The organism is Pseudomonas sp. R4-34-07 (assembly GCF_003852375.1).
GTDB lineage: Bacteria > Pseudomonadota > Gammaproteobacteria > Pseudomonadales > Pseudomonadaceae > Aquipseudomonas.
Genome location: NZ_CP027760.1, coordinates 3,467,875 through 3,484,851 on the forward strand (window position 1 = coordinate 3,467,875; position 16,977 = coordinate 3,484,851).

At 62.9% G+C, this 16,977-nt stretch carries 15 protein-coding genes; 5 read left to right on the plus strand and 10 right to left on the minus strand.

Annotated elements, in window-relative coordinates:
• Window positions 1–104: 104 nt before the first annotated feature.
• Window positions 105–1,016, minus strand: a complete 912-nt coding sequence (locus C4J85_RS15910) for a LysR substrate-binding domain-containing protein (RefSeq protein ID WP_124363197.1) — start codon at window positions 1,014–1,016, stop codon at window positions 105–107.
• A gap of 250 nt (window positions 1,017–1,266) precedes the next feature.
• On the opposite strand from C4J85_RS15910, the gene C4J85_RS15915 reads away from it, so the two are divergent.
• Complete coding sequence (locus tag C4J85_RS15915) at window positions 1,267–2,682, plus strand: cytosine permease (RefSeq protein ID WP_124363198.1); 1,416 nt, start codon at window positions 1,267–1,269, stop codon at window positions 2,680–2,682.
• Window positions 2,683–2,875: 193 nt separating this feature from the next.
• On the opposite strand, the gene C4J85_RS15920 is transcribed toward C4J85_RS15915, so the two are convergent.
• Both C4J85_RS15920 and dapF read right to left on the minus strand, forming a co-directional pair.
• Window positions 2,876–4,081 carry a YgcG family protein gene (locus C4J85_RS15920; protein WP_124410175.1) on the minus strand — a complete coding sequence of 402 codons (1,206 nt, stop codon included), beginning with the start codon at window positions 4,079–4,081 and terminating at the stop codon, window positions 2,876–2,878.
• A 154-nt stretch (window positions 4,082–4,235) separates the two neighbouring features.
• Window positions 4,236–5,051 (minus strand): diaminopimelate epimerase, encoded by an 816-nt coding sequence (dapF, locus tag C4J85_RS15930; protein WP_124410176.1) that lies wholly within the window; start codon window positions 5,049–5,051, stop codon window positions 4,236–4,238.
• 65 nt (window positions 5,052–5,116) lie between these two features.
• Here dapF and C4J85_RS15935 point away from each other — a divergent pair, with 65 nt between their 5' ends.
• Window positions 5,117–5,725: an AAA family ATPase gene (locus C4J85_RS15935; RefSeq protein WP_124410177.1), complete on the plus strand. Its 609-nt coding sequence runs from the start codon at window positions 5,117–5,119 to the stop codon at window positions 5,723–5,725.
• Window positions 5,726–5,738: 13 nt separating this feature from the next.
• On the opposite strand, the gene C4J85_RS15940 is transcribed toward C4J85_RS15935, so the two are convergent.
• The 3 genes from C4J85_RS15940 to C4J85_RS15950 are packed head-to-tail and all read right to left on the minus strand — an operon-like array spanning window position 5,739 to window position 8,000.
• Window positions 5,739–6,155 (minus strand): SRPBCC family protein, encoded by a 417-nt coding sequence (locus C4J85_RS15940; RefSeq protein WP_124371000.1) that lies wholly within the window; start codon window positions 6,153–6,155, stop codon window positions 5,739–5,741.
• A 26-nt stretch (window positions 6,156–6,181) separates the two neighbouring features.
• Window positions 6,182–6,979: an SDR family NAD(P)-dependent oxidoreductase gene (locus C4J85_RS15945; protein WP_124367338.1), complete on the minus strand. Its 798-nt coding sequence runs from the start codon at window positions 6,977–6,979 to the stop codon at window positions 6,182–6,184.
• 16 nt (window positions 6,980–6,995) lie between these two features.
• On the minus strand, window positions 6,996–8,000 hold the full coding sequence (locus tag C4J85_RS15950) for an aldo/keto reductase (protein ID WP_124410178.1): 1,005 nt from the start codon (window positions 7,998–8,000) through the stop codon (window positions 6,996–6,998).
• Between the two features lie 112 nt (window positions 8,001–8,112).
• On the opposite strand from C4J85_RS15950, the gene C4J85_RS15955 reads away from it, so the two are divergent.
• Complete coding sequence (locus C4J85_RS15955; protein ID WP_124410179.1) at window positions 8,113–9,006, plus strand: LysR substrate-binding domain-containing protein; 894 nt, start codon at window positions 8,113–8,115, stop codon at window positions 9,004–9,006.
• Between the two features lie 192 nt (window positions 9,007–9,198).
• Complete coding sequence (locus C4J85_RS15960) at window positions 9,199–11,361, plus strand: TonB-dependent siderophore receptor (RefSeq protein WP_124410180.1); 2,163 nt, start codon at window positions 9,199–9,201, stop codon at window positions 11,359–11,361.
• Between the two features lie 3 nt (window positions 11,362–11,364).
• Here the strand turns inward: C4J85_RS15960 and C4J85_RS15965 are convergent, their stop codons facing one another.
• The 4 genes from C4J85_RS15965 to C4J85_RS15980 form a co-directional block, all read right to left on the minus strand.
• Entirely contained in the window at window positions 11,365–11,802 is a 438-nt protein-coding gene (locus C4J85_RS15965; protein ID WP_124410181.1) for a carboxymuconolactone decarboxylase family protein, read from the minus strand.
• Window positions 11,803–11,895: 93 nt separating this feature from the next.
• Entirely contained in the window at window positions 11,896–13,341 is a 1,446-nt protein-coding gene (locus tag C4J85_RS15970) for a mechanosensitive ion channel family protein (RefSeq protein WP_124410182.1), read from the minus strand.
• Between the two features lie 280 nt (window positions 13,342–13,621).
• Entirely contained in the window at window positions 13,622–14,488 is an 867-nt protein-coding gene (locus C4J85_RS15975) for a pirin family protein (RefSeq protein ID WP_124410183.1), read from the minus strand.
• 76 nt (window positions 14,489–14,564) lie between these two features.
• Complete coding sequence (locus C4J85_RS15980) at window positions 14,565–15,770, minus strand: multidrug effflux MFS transporter (protein ID WP_124410184.1); 1,206 nt, start codon at window positions 15,768–15,770, stop codon at window positions 14,565–14,567.
• Between the two features lie 100 nt (window positions 15,771–15,870).
• Here C4J85_RS15980 and C4J85_RS15985 point away from each other — a divergent pair, with 100 nt between their 5' ends.
• Window positions 15,871–16,977: an efflux RND transporter periplasmic adaptor subunit gene (locus tag C4J85_RS15985; protein WP_124410185.1), complete on the plus strand. Its 1,107-nt coding sequence runs from the start codon at window positions 15,871–15,873 to the stop codon at window positions 16,975–16,977.

The following is a 16,977-nucleotide window of genomic DNA, read 5'->3' on the forward strand; positions in this document are numbered from 1 at the left end:
GTTATCGTTGACATTTTTCGCGAGCAAGCTCGCTCCTACAGAGGGCGGTGTACGCTTAACTGACTGGCATTAGGGCAAGCCCCCTCCCACATTGGGCTCTGTGTTTATCCGAGCAATCGGGCGAGTTCTTCGCGACAGTAATCGACGAACAACTGCACCGGTTTGGTCAGCGGCGCGCGCTTGAGCCACACCGCCGACAACCCCGAGCCAGTGACGGTTTCCGCCAGCGGGATACACACCACCTTCTGCCCATCATAGGTGTACTCGCTGAACGGCTTGGTCACCAGGATCGAAAACCCGAACCCGCGCCCCACCATGCCCCGCACCATCTCGATCGACGGCGAGCTGAACACGATATTCGGCGTCAACCCACGCTCATCAAAGATGCTCACGAAGTAAGTCCGGCTCGGCAGCACGTCCAGCAGAATCATCGGCTCCAGCACCAGGTCGACCAACGACACCTTGGCCTGCCGTGCAAAACGGTGATCGGCCGGCAACAACGCGTATGGCTGCTGCGGCGGCATCAAGGGCGTGGTTTCGATGGCGCCGCCCAGGTCGTGCTCGAACAGCATCGCCACATCGATGGTGCCCGCCGTCAGCGCCTGCACCAACTCCTGTTGCTCACCGTCACGCAGGCGGATTTCCACCCCCGGCCAGCGTGTCTTGAACCCGGCGATCAGGCGCGGCAGGTACAACGGCGCCACGGTTTCAAAGCAGCCGATATCGATCTGCCCGGCCACCACATCATTGTCGGCCAAGGCGTTCTGTTCGAACTCATGGGCCACCCGCAGCAGCTCCAGCGCCTTGCGATAGAACCGCGCGCCGCTGGGGGTCAGCGACACACCCTGGGCGTGATGGCGGATAAACAACTGCACACCAAAACTGTCTTCCAGCTGCTTGATGGCGGTGGACACCGACGGCTGGGCGATATACAGCTTGCGCGACGCCTCGGCGACGCTGCCGCATTCGGCGGTGGTGACGAAATATCTGAGTTGGCGCAGGTTGTAGGCAGCCATCGGGGCCTCCGAAAACGGGGGTTTTCGCCCCAAAAACGTGCAAGAAAAACCGGCTTATTTCATCGATTCAAGCCCATGCAACATACCGGAGCAAAAACCGCCGCGAGATACTTTTTTTAAGGTCTATAGCAACAAACTTACTAATTTACCTCCCCGTGCCCATTGCAGATGATCACTCCAACAACAAAGCGCCGCCGTTGCTGCGCACAGCGAAGTACGTCCACGTACTCACCTTGCCTTGGAGCTCGTCATGGTTACCACTGCAACATCCTCCGCCCCGCTTATCGAAAAACACACGATTGGATACGTGCCCCCGGAAGATCGCCATGGAAAGGTAAGAGACCTGTTCACCCTGTGGTTCGGCGGCAACATCGCGCCGCTGCCGATCGTCACCGGCGCATTGGGGGTGCAGTTGTTCCACCTCAACCTGGTATGGGGCATCGTCGCCATCCTGGTCGGCCATCTGGTCGGCGGTGTGTTGATGGCACTGCACTCGGCCCAGGGCCCGCAAATGGGCATTCCGCAAATGATCCAGAGCCGTGCCCAGTTCGGCTCCCTCGGCGCGTTGCTGGTGGTGGTGATTGCCGGCGTGATGTATATCGGCTTCTTCGCCTCCAACATCGTGCTGGCCGGCAAATCCTTGCATGGCGTGGTCGATGCGGTGCCGGTGCCCGTCGGCATCGTGATCGGCGCCATTGGTTCGGGCATCATCGGCATCATCGGCTATCGCTTCATTCATGTGCTCAACCGCATCGGCACCTGGGTACTCGGCGCCGGCATCGTGCTGGGCTTCGGCTACATCTTCACCCATGTGCAGACCACTGATTTCCTGACCCGCGGCAGCTTCAACATTTCCGGTTGGCTGGCCACCGTTTCCCTCGCCGCGCTGTGGCAGATCGCCTTTGCGCCGTACGTTTCGGATTATTCCCGCTACCTGCCGGCCGATGTGCCCGTCGCGTCCACCTTCTGGACCACCTACCTGGGCTCCGCGCTGGGTTCGAGCCTGGCCTTCATCTTCGGCGCCGTCGCCGTGCTCGCCACCCCCGTGGGCATGGACACCATGGACGCCGTCAAGCTCGCCACCGGCGCCATCGGCCCGCTGATGCTGGTGCTGTTCCTGCTCAGCGTGATCAGCCACAACGCCCTCAACCTGTACGGCGCGGTGTTGTCGATCATCACCCTGGTGCAGACCTTCGCCTACCGCTGGATCCCTACGGCGAAAAGCCGCGCGGTGATCTCGGTGGTGGTGCTGGCCGCCTGCGCGATTGCGGCGGTATTCGCCTCCAAGGACTTCATCGGCCACTTCGTCGACATGGTGCTGGTGCTGCTGGTGGTCCTGGTGCCGTGGACGGCGATCAACCTGATCGACTTCTACGCGATCCACAAAGGCCAATATGACATCGCCTCGATCTTTCGCGTGGATGGCGGGATCTACGGCAAGTACAACCCACAAGCGCTGCTGGCGTATGCGGTGGGGATCGCGGTGCAGATTCCGTTCATGAATACGCCGCTGTACGTCGGGCCGATTTCCGAACACATCAACGGCGCGGATCTGTCCTGGGTGGTGGGGTTGGTGGTGACATCGCCGTTGTACTTCTGGTTGGCGAGCCGGGACAGTGCGTATAAGCGCCGGATGGAGGGGGGCAAGTTGGCGGCGGGGGTCTGATACAAACGCTCGGTTGCGCCCCTGACTAAGGCCCGTATGTCGAACTCGATCAAAACTGTGGGAGGGGGCTTGCTCCCGATAGCGGTGGATCAGTCACTGGTGGAGTGAATGACCTACCGCTATCGGGAGCAAGCCCCCTCCCACATTGGACCTTCATACATCAGGCAGACCTGGCAGCCACCTCAGCGGCGCGCTACCAACTCCCCGACGCCCCACCGCCGCCACTGGAACCCCCACCACCGGACGAGCTGCTGCTGGAACTGGAGCTTGAACCGCTGGAACTCGAACCCGACCCACCGCCAGACCCCGATCCCGAGCCCTCGCCGACCTTGCCGAAAATAATCAGCGCCACGAACGAAGCGATAGGAAACGCCAGCAGCCAACCGTCGCGACCGTCATCCAGCATCCACCCGGCCACCCCATAGACGGCGACTGCCGCCAGCAGCCGCACGACAAAGCCTGTGCGGCTGGTCCTCCAGGTGTGCCTCATGATCATCAACAGCAGCAGATACAACCCCAACACCACCAACACAGCCAGCGGCCACGCCAGCCAATGGATAAAACTGACGTTCACATACCGATCCGCCACCCCCAACGCGGCGCTGTAGACCAGCAGCCCGACCACGCCGTAAAACAGCGGCCGTAGCTGCCACAACGCGCCGAAGGTGGCGCCGCCAATCAACAGGGTCAGCGGTATTACAAACAGAAACATCGGCCATTCCCGACCACCGCCCAGCAGCGCCAGCAATAACGTGGCCGCCACGGCGACGATCAAGGCCTTGCGCCAATGCACCTTGCCGGCGGCGAGCAGCGCCCCAATGAGGCCGCCCAGGACAAACGCCGCCAGTACCGCGATGATTTGTGGATTGATCCCAGGCCCGGCCACTTTGGGCAGGTCGCCGCCGTCCACCAGCACGGTCAGGGCGTCCACACCCTGTTGAACGCCGCCGGCAAAGTCGCCCTGGCGAAATGCCGGGGTGATGCGCTCTTCGATGATGCGATGGGCCAGCAGGTCGGTGACCGTACCTTCCAGGCCATAGCCCACTTCAATGCGCACGGTGCGGTCCTCCTTGGCCACCACCAGCAGGATGCCGTCGTCGACGTCCTTGCGCCCCAGCTTCCAGGCGCGGAACAGTTGGTTGGCGTAGTCTTCGATGCCGGTGTCGCCGGTGCTGGGCACCAGCAATACCGCGAGCTGCGCGCCTTTGCGCTGCTCAAGGTCAGCCAGTTGCTGCTTGAGGCGCAAGACGCTGCCCGCGTCGAGGGTGTTTGTCAGGTCTATGACCCGCTTATCCAGCGCAACGCCGATGGGCAACGTGTCGGCCTGGGCGGTGCTCCACAGACTGGCAAACACCAGGGCCAGCAAACTCAAGACGGATTGCCGCAGCATCAGCATCATGTATTGTTACCTGAAGTTTCTTCCTGAAGGCGCCGACTTTACCTTATCTACGCGCAAACGCGACCCAGGGCCAGCGACTCTCTAACGTGCGAACTGGCCAGGGTGCATGGCGGCGATGTGGCGGTGAACTCCTGCGCGACGCGCGGCACCACGTTCAGCGTGACGTTCCAGGCAGGTACGCCGCACCCTGCATGATCGGCTCGACGCTGCCCGTCAATACCACCCCGCCCTGCCCGTCCCATTGCACCGTCAGGGTTCCGCCATCGCATTCGACCTCCACTTTGTCATCCAGCAGCCCGCGTCGAACGCCATTGACCACCGCCGCGCAGCAACATGACCCGGAACCCAGCGGTACGCCGCCGCCACGCTCCCAGATTCGCAGGCGGATACGGTTACGCTCGAGCACCTGCACGAAATGCACATTGGTCCTGGCCGGGAACAGCGGGTGATATTCCAGAACCGGGCCCACCGCTTCGACATCCACCGCAGCGATGTCCTCCACGAAGAACGTACAGTGCGGATTGCCCATGCCGCAGGCGGCCGGCTCACCGTCGATGGGCAGCACGCGGGTGTCCATCGCCCGCGCCAGCGGCACCGCCTCCCACGCCAACGAAGGTTCGCCCATGTCCACCGACACCCGCTGCCCGTCCACGCGTACGCAGGTGAGTAACCCACGGTCGGTACGCAGCACCACGGCATGGGTGCCGGCCTCATGCATCAAGCGGTCGGCCACGCCTCGTGTGGCGCTGCCACAGGTTTGCAGCGGCGTGCCGTCGCAGTTCCAGAACTGAATGCGGGCGGCGGCGTCGTCACAGTCGAACATGACCGCGAGTTGATTGAAACCGATGCCGGTGTGCCGGTCGCCCAGGCGTCGGGCGATCTGCGCCGTGATAGGGTTATCCTGGCCACGGCGGTCGATGATGATGAAGTCGTCGCCGTGGGCGTGCATTTTCACGAAGGGCAAGGTCATGAACGGTCCTGTAGTCGAACGAAACAGCCCCACTCTAACACCCCGTAGCAGCGAGGAGATGGACCATGCTTATCGTATTCAGCGGCCTGCCCGGCACCGGCAAGACCACGATTGCCCGGGAGCTGGCCCGGCAGATGGGTGCGGTTTACCTGCGCATCGACGTGATCGAGCAATCGTTGCGGGAGGCTGGCGGGTTGGCGGGCGATGTGGGTGCCAGCGGTTATGGCGTGGCGAATGCGTTGGCACTGAGTAATGTGCGGCTGGGGCAACGAGTGATCGCTGACTGTGTGAACCCGGTGAGGGAGAGCCGCGAGGCTTGGCGAGGCGTAGCGCGGGCGGCGGGCGTTGAGCTGGTCGATATCCAGGTAATTTGTTCTGATCAGCAGGAGCATCGGCGCAGGGTCGAGAGCCGTGAAAGCGATATTCCAGGGTTGCTGCCGCCGACTTGGCAGTCGGTGCTGGCACATGAATACGAAGCCTGGGATGAGCCGCCGTTCCTGCTCGATACGGCGCGGCTCACACCCGCACAGGCCATCGCGTCGGCCCGCGCACTGCTTGATCGTCCCCACGCTCCGCGTGGGCATGCAGCCCGTGACGCTCTGCGTCACCTGCGCAAGGGGACGCGGAGCGTCCCAGGAGGCATTCCCACGCGGGAGCGTGGGAACGAGCCCTGACAGAGGGTTGGCGTCAGCCGGGGAAGTTGGCGCGCAACGCCTCCAGGCCATCGTTGTACACGCCGGCAAACAACGTCTCCGCCGCTGCATCCGTGGTGCCCTCGGCCGGCGTGAACACGCCGGACCAGGTTACTTTGGCAGACGATTCGGTCAGCGCTTCAACCTGCACGGTCGCCAAGTATGCGCTCACCGGAAACGGCGACTGCTCAATGGTGTAGCTGTAGGTGCGCGCCACGTTGTCGAAGGTCTGCAACCGCTCAACAATCTGGCCGCCATCGGCGGTGTGCAGGTGACGCACGCGGCCACCGTCGCTCGGCTCGCTCTTGGCGATGAAGGGCAGCCAGTCAGGCAGGCTGTTGAAGCCACCGATGAGTTTCCAGACCTGGTCAGCCGACGCAGGGATTTCAATCACAGAAGACGCTGTTGCCACGATAAATACTCCAGACCGTTAAAAAATCAGATCGCCATGCTGTCGACAACACCACCGTCGACCCGCAATGCGGCGCCGGTAGTGGCAGACGACAGCGGTGAAGCAATGTACGCCACCAGGTTGGCCACTTCATCCACATTCGCCGCGCGCTGGATGATCGAAGTCGGCCGCGCGTTGCGTACGAACACATCGGCCTCGTCCCGCGCGGTGCGCCCGGATTGTTGCGTGGCGTCCTTGAGCATGTGCTCGAGGCCATCGGTGAACGTCGGCCCCGGCAGGATCGCGTTGACCGTCACACCGGTACCTGCCAGGCGCTTGGCCAAACCATGGGACACTGCCAGATTGGCGCTTTTGGTCACGCCATAATTGATCATGTCTGCCGGGGTCGCCACGCCGGATTCAGACGACACAAAGATCACCCGCCCCCAGCCCTGCTCGACCATGCCGGGTACGTAATGCCGCGCCAGGCGCACGCCGGAGATCACGTTGACTTCATAGAAGCGCGTCCATTCACTGTCCGGTGCCTCGAAGAAATCCACATCATTGAAGATGCCCAGGTTGTTGACCAGGATATCGGCGCGGGGTTCGGCGGCGAACAGTGTCTCGGCGCCTTCGACCGTGCCCAGGTCGGCCACGCACCCGCGCAGATCGGCGCCTGGCACCGCCTGGCGGATGCTCGCCAGTGCAGCGTCGACTTTGCCGCTGTCACGCCCGATCACCACCACGGTGGCACCGGATTGCGCCAGGGCCTGGCTGATGCCCAGGCCGATCCCGGCCGTGCTGCCGCTGACGATGGCTACTTTGCCGCTCACATCGATTTTCATGGTTGAACTCCTGAAGTTAAAGCGGCAGAGGCGCGCGAAGCGAGATCAACTGCGCATCGCGCAACGCCTGCCAGAAGGCTGCTGGAATCTGCTCAGACAACGCCGCCACGTCTTCGGCAATACGCCCCGGACGACTGGCACCGGGAATCACCGCGGCCACGGCCGGGTGAGCCAGGGAAAACTGTAGCGCAGCGGCCTTGACGCTGACGCCAAACGCTTGGGCAATCGCCTTGATCTGCTCGACTTTGCCGATGATCGCCGGGCTGGCCTGCTGGTATTCAAAGTGCGCACCGCCGGCAAGGATGCCGGAGCTGTAGGGGCCACCGACCACGATCTCAACGTGCTGTGCGAGGGCCGCGTCCATCAGGCGCTGCAAGGCTCGGTCGTGGTCGAGCAGGGTGTAGCGACCAGCCAGCAGAAAGCCGTCGGGTTGGGCTTCGGCCAGTTCCAGCGTCAGCTCGCACGGTTCGACGCGGTTCACACCCAGGCCCCAGGCCTTGATTACGCCTTCTTCGCGCAAGCGCGTCAGCACCTTGAACGCGCCGGTACGGGCCTGGTTGAAGTACTCCAGCCACTGATCGCCGTAGAAATCCTGGGCAATGTCGTGAATCCACACGATGTCCAGGCGGTCGGTGCGCAGGCGCTCAAGGCTGTCTTCGATCGAGCGCAAGGTGGCGTCGGCGCTGTAGTCATTGAGCATTTTGTTCGAACGGCCGTGCTCGAACACGCCGCTTTTCTCGCCCAGGTCACGGGCGCTGTCTTCGACCTCGTCGAGAATCACCCGGCCGACCTTGGTGCTGAGCACATAGTCGTCGCGGTTGTAATGGGACAAGGCCTGGCCCAAGCGGATTTCCGATAACCCCGAACCGTAGAACGGCGCGGTATCGAAATAACGCACGCCGTGATTCCAGGCGGCCTCGACGGTGGCCTGGGCTTCTTCTTCAGGAATCGCGCGGAACATATTGCCCAGCGGTGCGGTGCCAAAGCCCAGGACGCCGGGCAGTTTGTCTTTCAAGCTCATGGTGGTTCCTCAATCGGTTCAGGGTCGCGATGACCGTTGAGCAGATCCTAGATTGCCTGGATCGGACCGTCCAAGACATACTACGACCTACTTGAGTCCCGATAGGTCTTACATGATTGATCTACGCCAACTGCGCTACTTCGAAGTGGTCGCCGAAGAACAACACGTCGGCCGCGCCGCCGAGCGCCTGCACATCTCCCAGTCACCGTTGAGCCGGCAGATCGCCCAGCTTGAAGAGCGCCTGGGCCTGACGCTGTTCGAACGCAGCCAGCAACGCATCCGCCTGACCCGCGACGGCGAGACCTTCCTCGCCGAAACCAAGGCGCTGCTGACCCACGCCAACCGGCTGGAGTCCCTGGGCAAGCGCCTGGGCCGGGGGGAAGAAGGCGGTTTGTGCATCGGCTATATCGAGAACGCCATGCACGCCGGGGTATTGCCCACTGCCTTGCGCGTGCTGCGCGATGACCGGCCTAACGTGCATATCAAGCTGTATAACCTGCCCTCCCTTGAACAGTTGGAAGGCCTGCGCCAGCGCAGCCTGGACATTGCCCTGGTGGGCGAACCACCAGTGGCCGACGACCCGGACCTGACTGCCCGCCAGGTGCTCGATGAACCCATGCTGCTGGCCTTGCCCGAACATCACCCGCTGACGCAGCAACACGAGCTGTTGCCCGAGCACCTGGCCGACCAACAATGGATCGGCGTACAGCGCAAACCCGGCGCCAGCCCGGCTGACGACTTTGTCGCCGCGTGCATCCGTGCCGGTTTCACCCCACAGATCCCCATGGAAGCCAGCGAGCCCTTCACCGCCTTGGGCCTGGTGGCCTCCGGACTGGGCGTAGCCATGGTCCAAAAAGGCCTGAGCCGCAACGCACCGCCGGGCGTGGTGTTGCGCGAACTGCCTTGGCTTAGCTACACCACCCCGCTGTGGGCGGCCTGGCACCGGATCAACCTGCGGCCGCTGGTGGAGACGTTTCGCAAAGTGCTGACCGAACCCCAAGGCTGACGCAATCCAAACTGTGGGAGGGGGCTTGCTCCCGATAGCGGTGGGTCAGTCAGCTCATCTATGGCTGATATACCGCAATCGGGAGCAAGCCCCCTCCCACAGTTTGACCGAGTCCATACTGGCATCTTGTAAATTCCCGCACTTCCCCCTAGCTTATGCGCCCCCCCGCCCAGCGCTTTAAGGCCTTGCCCCATGGTTTTGCGTTTTCGTCCCGTCGTCACTTCACGTTTCGCCCTTGGCCTGTTGTTCAGTGGAGGCATCGGTCACAGCCTGGCGGCGCAGGTTGAACTGCCGGCGGTGCAGATCCAGGGCCAGGATGAGGCCGGCTATCGCACGCAAACCGCCGCGGTCGGTGGCTTCGATGAGGCGCCCCTGCTCGATACGCCCGCCTCGATCAGCGTGATCAACGCCGCGCTGATCAAGGACCAGCAGGCCCGCCTGCTCAGTGAGGTGCTGCGCAATGACGCCTCGGTGGGCGACAGCTACGCGCCGATCGGCTATTACGAAAACTTCGTGGTGCGCGGCTTCTCGCTGAATGCGGCCAGCAGCTACAAGATCAATGGGCGCACCATCACCGGCGAGCAGAACGTCGCCCTGGAAAACAAGCAACAGGTGGAAGTGCTCAAGGGCCTGGCCGGGTTGCAAAGCGGGATTTCCGAGCCCAGCGGGGTGATCAACTACGTGACCAAGCGCCCCGAGGACGTGCGTTCGGTGACGGTGTCCAGCGATGATCGCGGCAGCGGTTATGTGGCCACCGATGTCGGCGGCTGGTTCGGCAGTGAACAGCAGTTCGGCCTGCGCGCCAACGTCGCCCACGAGGATCTGAATTCGTACGTGGAGCATGCCAACGGCCAGCGCGATTTTGTGTCCCTGGCCTTCGACTGGAATATCAGCCCGGATGCCGTGCTGCAACTGGATGCCGAATACCAGAACAAACAGCAGCGTTCGGTGCCGGGTTATCAATTGCTCGGCGGTACCGAGGTACCCCACGACGCCTCGCCGAAAAAGCTGCTTGGCCACCAGACCGGTTCCAGACAAGTGGGCATCGACTCACTGAACCTCAACGGCAAATTCGAATACCGTTTCAGCGATCAGTGGAAAGGCAACATCAGCGCGGCGCGCAGCAAGGTGGTGATTGACGATTACAGCTCATTTGCGTGGGGCTGCTACGGCTCGGCCAGCTGCAGCTCGGCAAGCGTGCCGAACTACTTCAGCCCCGAAGGCAATTACGACGTCTACGACTACCGCAGCCCTGACGACACGCGGCGTGACGACGAAGTCCAGGCCGCCATGACCGGCCTGTTCGACACCGCAGGCATAGGCCATGAGCTGACCTTCGGCACCAGCGCGTTTCGCCGGGTGATCGACAAGCGCAAGTCGGTCAATGAGCTCATTGGCACCGCCAATATCGACGCAGATGCGCCGAGCTTCCCGCCGACTGACAAACCGTTGAACGACAGCCACCGCAACCTCGACAGCCGCCAATACGGCCTGTTCGTCACCGACCGCATTCGCTTCAACGAGCAATGGCAAACCATCCTCGGCGGCCGCGAAGTACGCCTGGACGAAACAGCCTTCGACGGCGTCACCGGCAACCAGGCCCGCCACACCCAACAGTATGTGTTCCTGCCGCAGGCTTCGTTGATCTACAAACCGATTGAAAACGTCTCGCTGTACACCAGCTATAGCAAAGGGCTGTCCCTGGGCGGCACCGCGCCCTGGTTTGCGAATAACGCCGATGAAACCCTGGCGCCTACCACCTCACGGCAGATCGAAGCCGGGGTGAAATACGACTGGCGCCGCATCAGCTTCGCCGCCGCTGTGTTCCAGACACGCCAGGCCTATCAGTACGCGAAGCCCGAAGACGGCGAGTTCACCTACGTGCAACAAGGCGAGCAGAAAAACACCGGGATCGAAGTGTCGGCCAACGGCTGGGCCACCGAGCGCCTGCAGGTTTCCACCAGCGTCGCGGCGATCCGGGCGCGGGTGAACGGCAGCGGTACGCCGGAATACGAAGAGCACCAGGCGATCAACGTGCCCAAACTGCGCGCCAGTGTGTATGCCGACTATGCGCTGCCTTGGGTCAATGGCTTGGCGGTGCTCGGCGGTGTGCAATACAGCGCCAAAAAGTACGCCAACCGCAACGGCACTGTGCAAGTGGGCGATTATGCGGTGGTCAATATCGGCAGCCGCTATACCACCCGGGTCGATGGCTATGAAACGGTGTTTCGCCTGAGCGTCGACAACCTGTTCGACAAGCGCTACTGGCGCGACGCGGGCGAATACATGGGCGATGACTACCTGTTCCAGGGCGCGCCGCTGACGGCGCGCCTGAGTGCCTCGGTGAATTTCTAAGGGTTACTTGGGCATCTTGCGAAAGCCAACGGCCAGGCGATTCCAGCTGTTGATGGTGGCGACCGCCACGCTCAGGTCAACCTGTTCCTGCGGGCTGAACTCAGCGGCCAGTGCGTTGAAGTCTGCGTCCGGGGCGTGGGTCTCGCTGAGCAGGGTCAGGCTTTCGGCCCAGGCCAGGGCGGCGCGTTCACGCGGGGTAAAGAACGGCGTTTCACGCCAGGCCGACAGGGTGTACAGGCGGCGCTCGGTTTCGCCGCCCTTGCGTGCGTCGGCAGTGTGCATGTCGAGGCAGAATGCGCAGCCGTTGATCTGCGAGACGCGCAGGCGCACCAGTTCCAGCAGCGGCAGTTCGATGGACAGTTTGCCGACCGCCGCCTCGAGGGCAAGCATGGCTTTCATGGCGTCGGGGGAAGCGGTGTAGAAATCGGTACGGGTTTGCATGGTGGAACTCCAGAACGGTGGGATTGGTGAGCAGATTAGTCACCTGGGCGTTCTGGAGAAATAGCCAATCCGGGCGAAGAACAGGTGACCAATCTACAGGCCACGATTCTTCAACCACTGCAGGAAACCCTTCTTCACCGGCACCACCGGCGCGTCCTCGGTCAGCGCCTGGGCGGCATGCACGCGGAAATCCAACAGCGCCTTCATGGCTTCGCCGATGTCATGCCGTGCATCCAGGCAGGGCTTGAGGTATTCGTTTTCGATGCGGTACAGGGTGCAATAAGTCTTGGCGGTGAAGTCCGCCAGCGTGGCCTGGTCGGACAGGATGCCGGACTCGCCAATCACCTCCCCCGGTCCCATGCGCCCGGCTTCGAACTTATGGCCACCCTTGAGCAACATCACCGAAACCACGCCGGATTCAATGATGAACAAATGGTCGCTGACCTCCCCCGCCGGCAGGATCATGTCACCGGCGCGGTAGGTGTGCAGGGTCATGTTCTGGCTGAAGGTGTCTTTTTCCTCCTGGCGCAGCGTGGAAAAGATCGACGAACGCTCAAGCAAGGCTCGCGCGCCGGAGACCGTGGCGGGCGTGCTGCCTTCGGTGGCAGACAACAGGCCCACGCCCGCCGCCTGCAAGTGCCGGAATGCCAGGTCGTAAAGCTGGTTGCGCACTTCGCGCTTGAGGCCCATGGCCGGCACGAAGCCACTGATTTCATACTCCACGCCGCCACTGCTCGACACCTTGAACGCCACGCTGGGCGCCGGCTTGGCCAGCAGCGCCCGGCAGCCCTGCATCGCCCGCTCGAGGGCCTCGATCACCGTTTGCGGGCGCGCATGGGGGCTCACTTGCAGGCTGACCGCCAGGCCGAACATATCCGCCGGGCGCGAGAAGTTGATGATCTTGGCCTTGGCCGCCAGGGAATTGGGGATAACCGCCAGGCTGCCCTGGGACGTCTGCAAGCGCGTGGCGCGCCAGTCGATATCGGTGACGCGGCCTTCGGTGCCGTCAATGGAGATCCAGTCGTCGATCTGGTAAGGCTTGGTGGTGTTGAGGACGATCCCGGAAAACACGTCGCTCAGGGTGCTTTGCAGCGCCAGGCCGACGATGATCGCCACGGCGCCCGAGGTGGCGAGCACGCCTTTGACCGGCAGATCAAGCACGTAAGCCATGGCGGCGATGATCGCGATCAGGAAAATCACGGCGCCCATCAGGTCCTGCAACAACCGCCCGGTATGGCCGACCCGCTGCATCATCACCGCGCCGAGCAATACCGTGAGGGTGCGCGCGGCGAACAGCCACCAGCCGATCTGCAACGCGGTGGCCGCCAGGTGCAGGGTGGTGTCATCGGCGTAGGGCGCCGCTTGCATGGGGTTCATGCCGTCGTTGAACAACACCGCACTGAACACCGCAAAGATCACCAGCCGCGCCGCGAGCTTCCAGTTGGCGAGGTTGGGCGAGATAAGGCGCCACACAGCGATGTCGATAAGGATCAGCGCCACGGCGCACAACATCGGGTGAACAGCGATAAATGAGGGCATCCAGGCGACTCCAGGGCGAATGCCGAGAAGATCGCATGAAATGACGATGGCGGGTATAGCGCTGGAAAAAATGTGGGAGGGAGCGAGCCCTAATGCCAGTCAGTCAAGGCGACACCGAACCTGTGGCGAGGGAGCTTGCTCCCGCTGGACTGCGCAGCAGTCCCATTGTTTGGGGCCGCTTCGCGCCCCAGCGGGAGCAAGCTCCCTCGCCACAAGTTAGCTCTCGCTCCTGCTACTTCTTAACTGACTGGCATTAGGGCAAGCCCCCTCCCACGGGCTGTCAGGCCTGCATCCGCCCGAACTTGCCCGACTGGAAGTCGGCAAAGGCCTGGTGGATTTCCTGCTCGGTGTTCATCACGAACGGCCCGTGGCCGACGATGGGTTCGTCGATCGGCTCGCCGCTGAGCAACAGCACCTTGGCGTCGTCATTGGGCTCAAGGGTGAGCCGGTCACCGTCACGCTCGAACAGTGCCAGTTGCCCTTGGCGCGCGACTTCCTCGCCATTGATCAACACCGTTCCGCTCAGGATCACAAGCGCGGTGTTACGCCCGGCGTGCAGGTCCAGCGTAACGGCCTTACCGGCCTTCAGGCGCAAGTCCCACACGTCAATCGGTGTGAAGGTACGCGCAGGCCCTTGAGTGCCGGCGAACTCACCGGCGATCAAGCGCAGTTGCCCCGCGTCGCCCGGCAGCCCCAACACCGGAATCTCGCCATCGACAATGGTCTGGTAACCGGCGTCGGCCATTTTGTCCTTGGCGGGCAGGTTGACCCACAGTTGCACCATCTCCAGCGGCCCGCCTTTGCGCGCGAAAGCTTCAGAATGAAATTCTTCATGGAGAATGCCTTTGGCGGCTGTCATCCATTGCACGTCACCCGGGCCGATTTTGCCGCCGGCACCGGTGGAGTCGCGGTGCTCGACTTCGCCGTCATAGACGATGGTCACTGTTTCAAAGCCGCGATGGGGGTGCTGACCGACACCGCGACGTGTTTCGGTAGGCGTGAAATCGGCCGGGCCGGCGTGGTCCAGCAACAGGAAGGGGCTGATGTGTTTGCCCATCGTGTCGTAGGAAAACAGGGTGCGCACCGGAAAGCCGTCGCCGACCCAATGGGCGCGGGGGCTGGTGTAGATACCGATCAGTTTTTTCATGGTGTACCTCCAAAGTGCATACACCATAAGTCTCCCGACCGTTGAGCACTAGCCGGCGAACGCGGCTTTGAGCGTTCTATGTATAGGACAATGCCTTCGGCGTGCGCTGGCGCAACAGGTGGAACGCGACGAAGGCCGCGACGGCAAAAACGGCTTGAATGACGATCATCGGTGTCGCGCTGCCATCACGTAAATGGCTCAACAGCACGCCGCTGCAGGTGGCCCCGAACATCTGCGCAAACCCCATCAACCCGGCCGCCAGCCCGGCGCGATGGGCGTTGGGCATTACCCCGCCCGTGACCGCACCGGGCAGCACCAGCCCGCCCCCGAGCGTGGCCAGGGCGATGGGTAGGTCCAGGCCGGCCATCGAGAGCCCGAACAGCACATAAATCACCAGAGCCAACACCCCACCGGCCGCCACCAGCGTCACGCCCATCGTCACAATCCGCTGCGGTCCCAGGCGCAAAATGTTGCGCCGGGTATAGGTGGAACCGACGATCAGCATCGACACGATCAGGCCAAAATTGATGCCGTACTCCAGGCTGCTCAACCCCAGCAGGTTGATGAATACCGCCGACGAACCGGCAATCACCGCAAACATCGCGCCGTAGGTACAAGCCAGCGCCACAGCATAGGCGCGGTACTGGCGGCCCTTGAGCAAATCCAGGTATTGCCCGCCGAGGGTGCGCCAATGTGCGGCCTTGGGATCGAGGTGAGGGTTGCTCTCGCGAAAGAACGCCACCGCCAGCAGCAACACGACGCTGCCGATGACCACAGCGAGCACGATGGGCGCGTGCCAACCGAACAGTTTGATCAGCAAGCCGCCCGCCATCGGCGCCATGACAATGGCATAGAGCATGCCGATCATGGTCAGCGCCAGGGCCGGGCCCGCCTCGGTTTTCCACACATCGCGTACCACCGTGCGCGCCAGCACCAACGCGGCGCATGCCCCCAGGCCCTGCAGCACGCGGGCGGCGATAAATTGCTGAATATCCGTCACCAGCAGCATCGACAGCGTCGCCAGCACGTACAGCGTGAGGCCACCAATCAATACCGGGCGGCGGCCGATACGGTCCGACAGCGGCCCGAACAGCAACTGCCCCAGACCGAACGCGGCCACAAATACCGACAGTGCCATCAACGCCGAGCCTGGCGGCGCCGCCAGCGCCTGCTCGATGGCGCCCAGGCCCGGGATGATCAATTGCGTCGAGACTTCACCCAGCGCTGTCAGCGCAACCAGTAAGAACAACAAGCGGCGCGAAGGTGCCGGGGCGTTTGCCATGGGGAATGTCCGGGGGCTGGATTAATTTATATTTCGACCATAATATGAGCGAAAAATTATGTCCATAATTTTTTGCCCTATGGCCACCCTGGAGTCCGTCATGTCGCCCTTTCCGCTTCGCCTCTTAACGCCCCTGGCTCTGTTGATGGTCCTCAGTGGCTGCAACAGCAAGGCCGATAGTGCCGCTCAAACCTCCCCGCCGCGTCCGGTACTGGCCGTCAAGGTCGAGGCTGGCGGCACCCAGCAAAGCGCGTACACCGGTGTGGTTGCCGCCCGTACCGAAAGTAACCTGGGCTTTCGGGTCAGCGGCAAGGTGATCGAACGCAAGGTCGATCCCGGCCAGCACGTCTCCCGGGGCGACACCCTGCTGGTGCTGGATATCGGCGATTTCGAACTGGCGTTGCGCTCGGCAAAAAACCGCGTCAACGCCGCCCAGGCGCAACTGCGCCAGCGCCGCGACGACGAAAACCGCTACCAGCGCCTGGCCAGTACCGGCGCGGTGTCGCGGCAAATCTTCGACCAGTCGGCGACCAACCTGCGCGTCGCCGAAGCGGAACTGGCGGCGGCGCAATCGGATGCCAGCCAGATCGAAAACCGGCGTACTTATAGCGTGCTCAAGGCCGATGGCGACGGCGTCATCACTGACGTCCTGGCCGATCGCGGCCAGGTGGTGGCCGAAGGGCAGATTGTCGCGCGCCTGGCCCATGACGGTGCCCGCGAAGCCATCGTCAACCTGCCCGAACAACAGCGCGCCCAGGCCGCGCAAAACGCCCTGGCCTTCCCCTTCGGCGCCCCGGACCAGGCCGTCACCGCTACCCTGCGCGAGTTGTCCGCCAGCGCCGACCCCACCACCCGCACCTACCGCGCGCGCTATGTGCTGCATGGCCCGCTCGAACGTTTCGCCCTCGGCTCCACCATCACCGTGCGCCTGCAAGGCAACGGCCAGGCCCAACAAACCCGCGTGCCCATCGGTGCGTTGCAGGATGCGGGGCAAGGCACCGGCGTATGGCTGATCGGTGAAGACAACCGGATCAGCTTCGCCCCGGTGAAAGTCGCCAGTCTCGGCCAGGAAGAGGCCCTGCTCGACAGCGGCGTCACGCCCGGCCAAACCATCGTCGCCCTCGGCGTGCACCTGTTGCACAGCGGTGACAAGGTACGCCTGCTGCCCGCCCAGGCGCTGGCCCTCAACCGCAAACAGGACCAATGA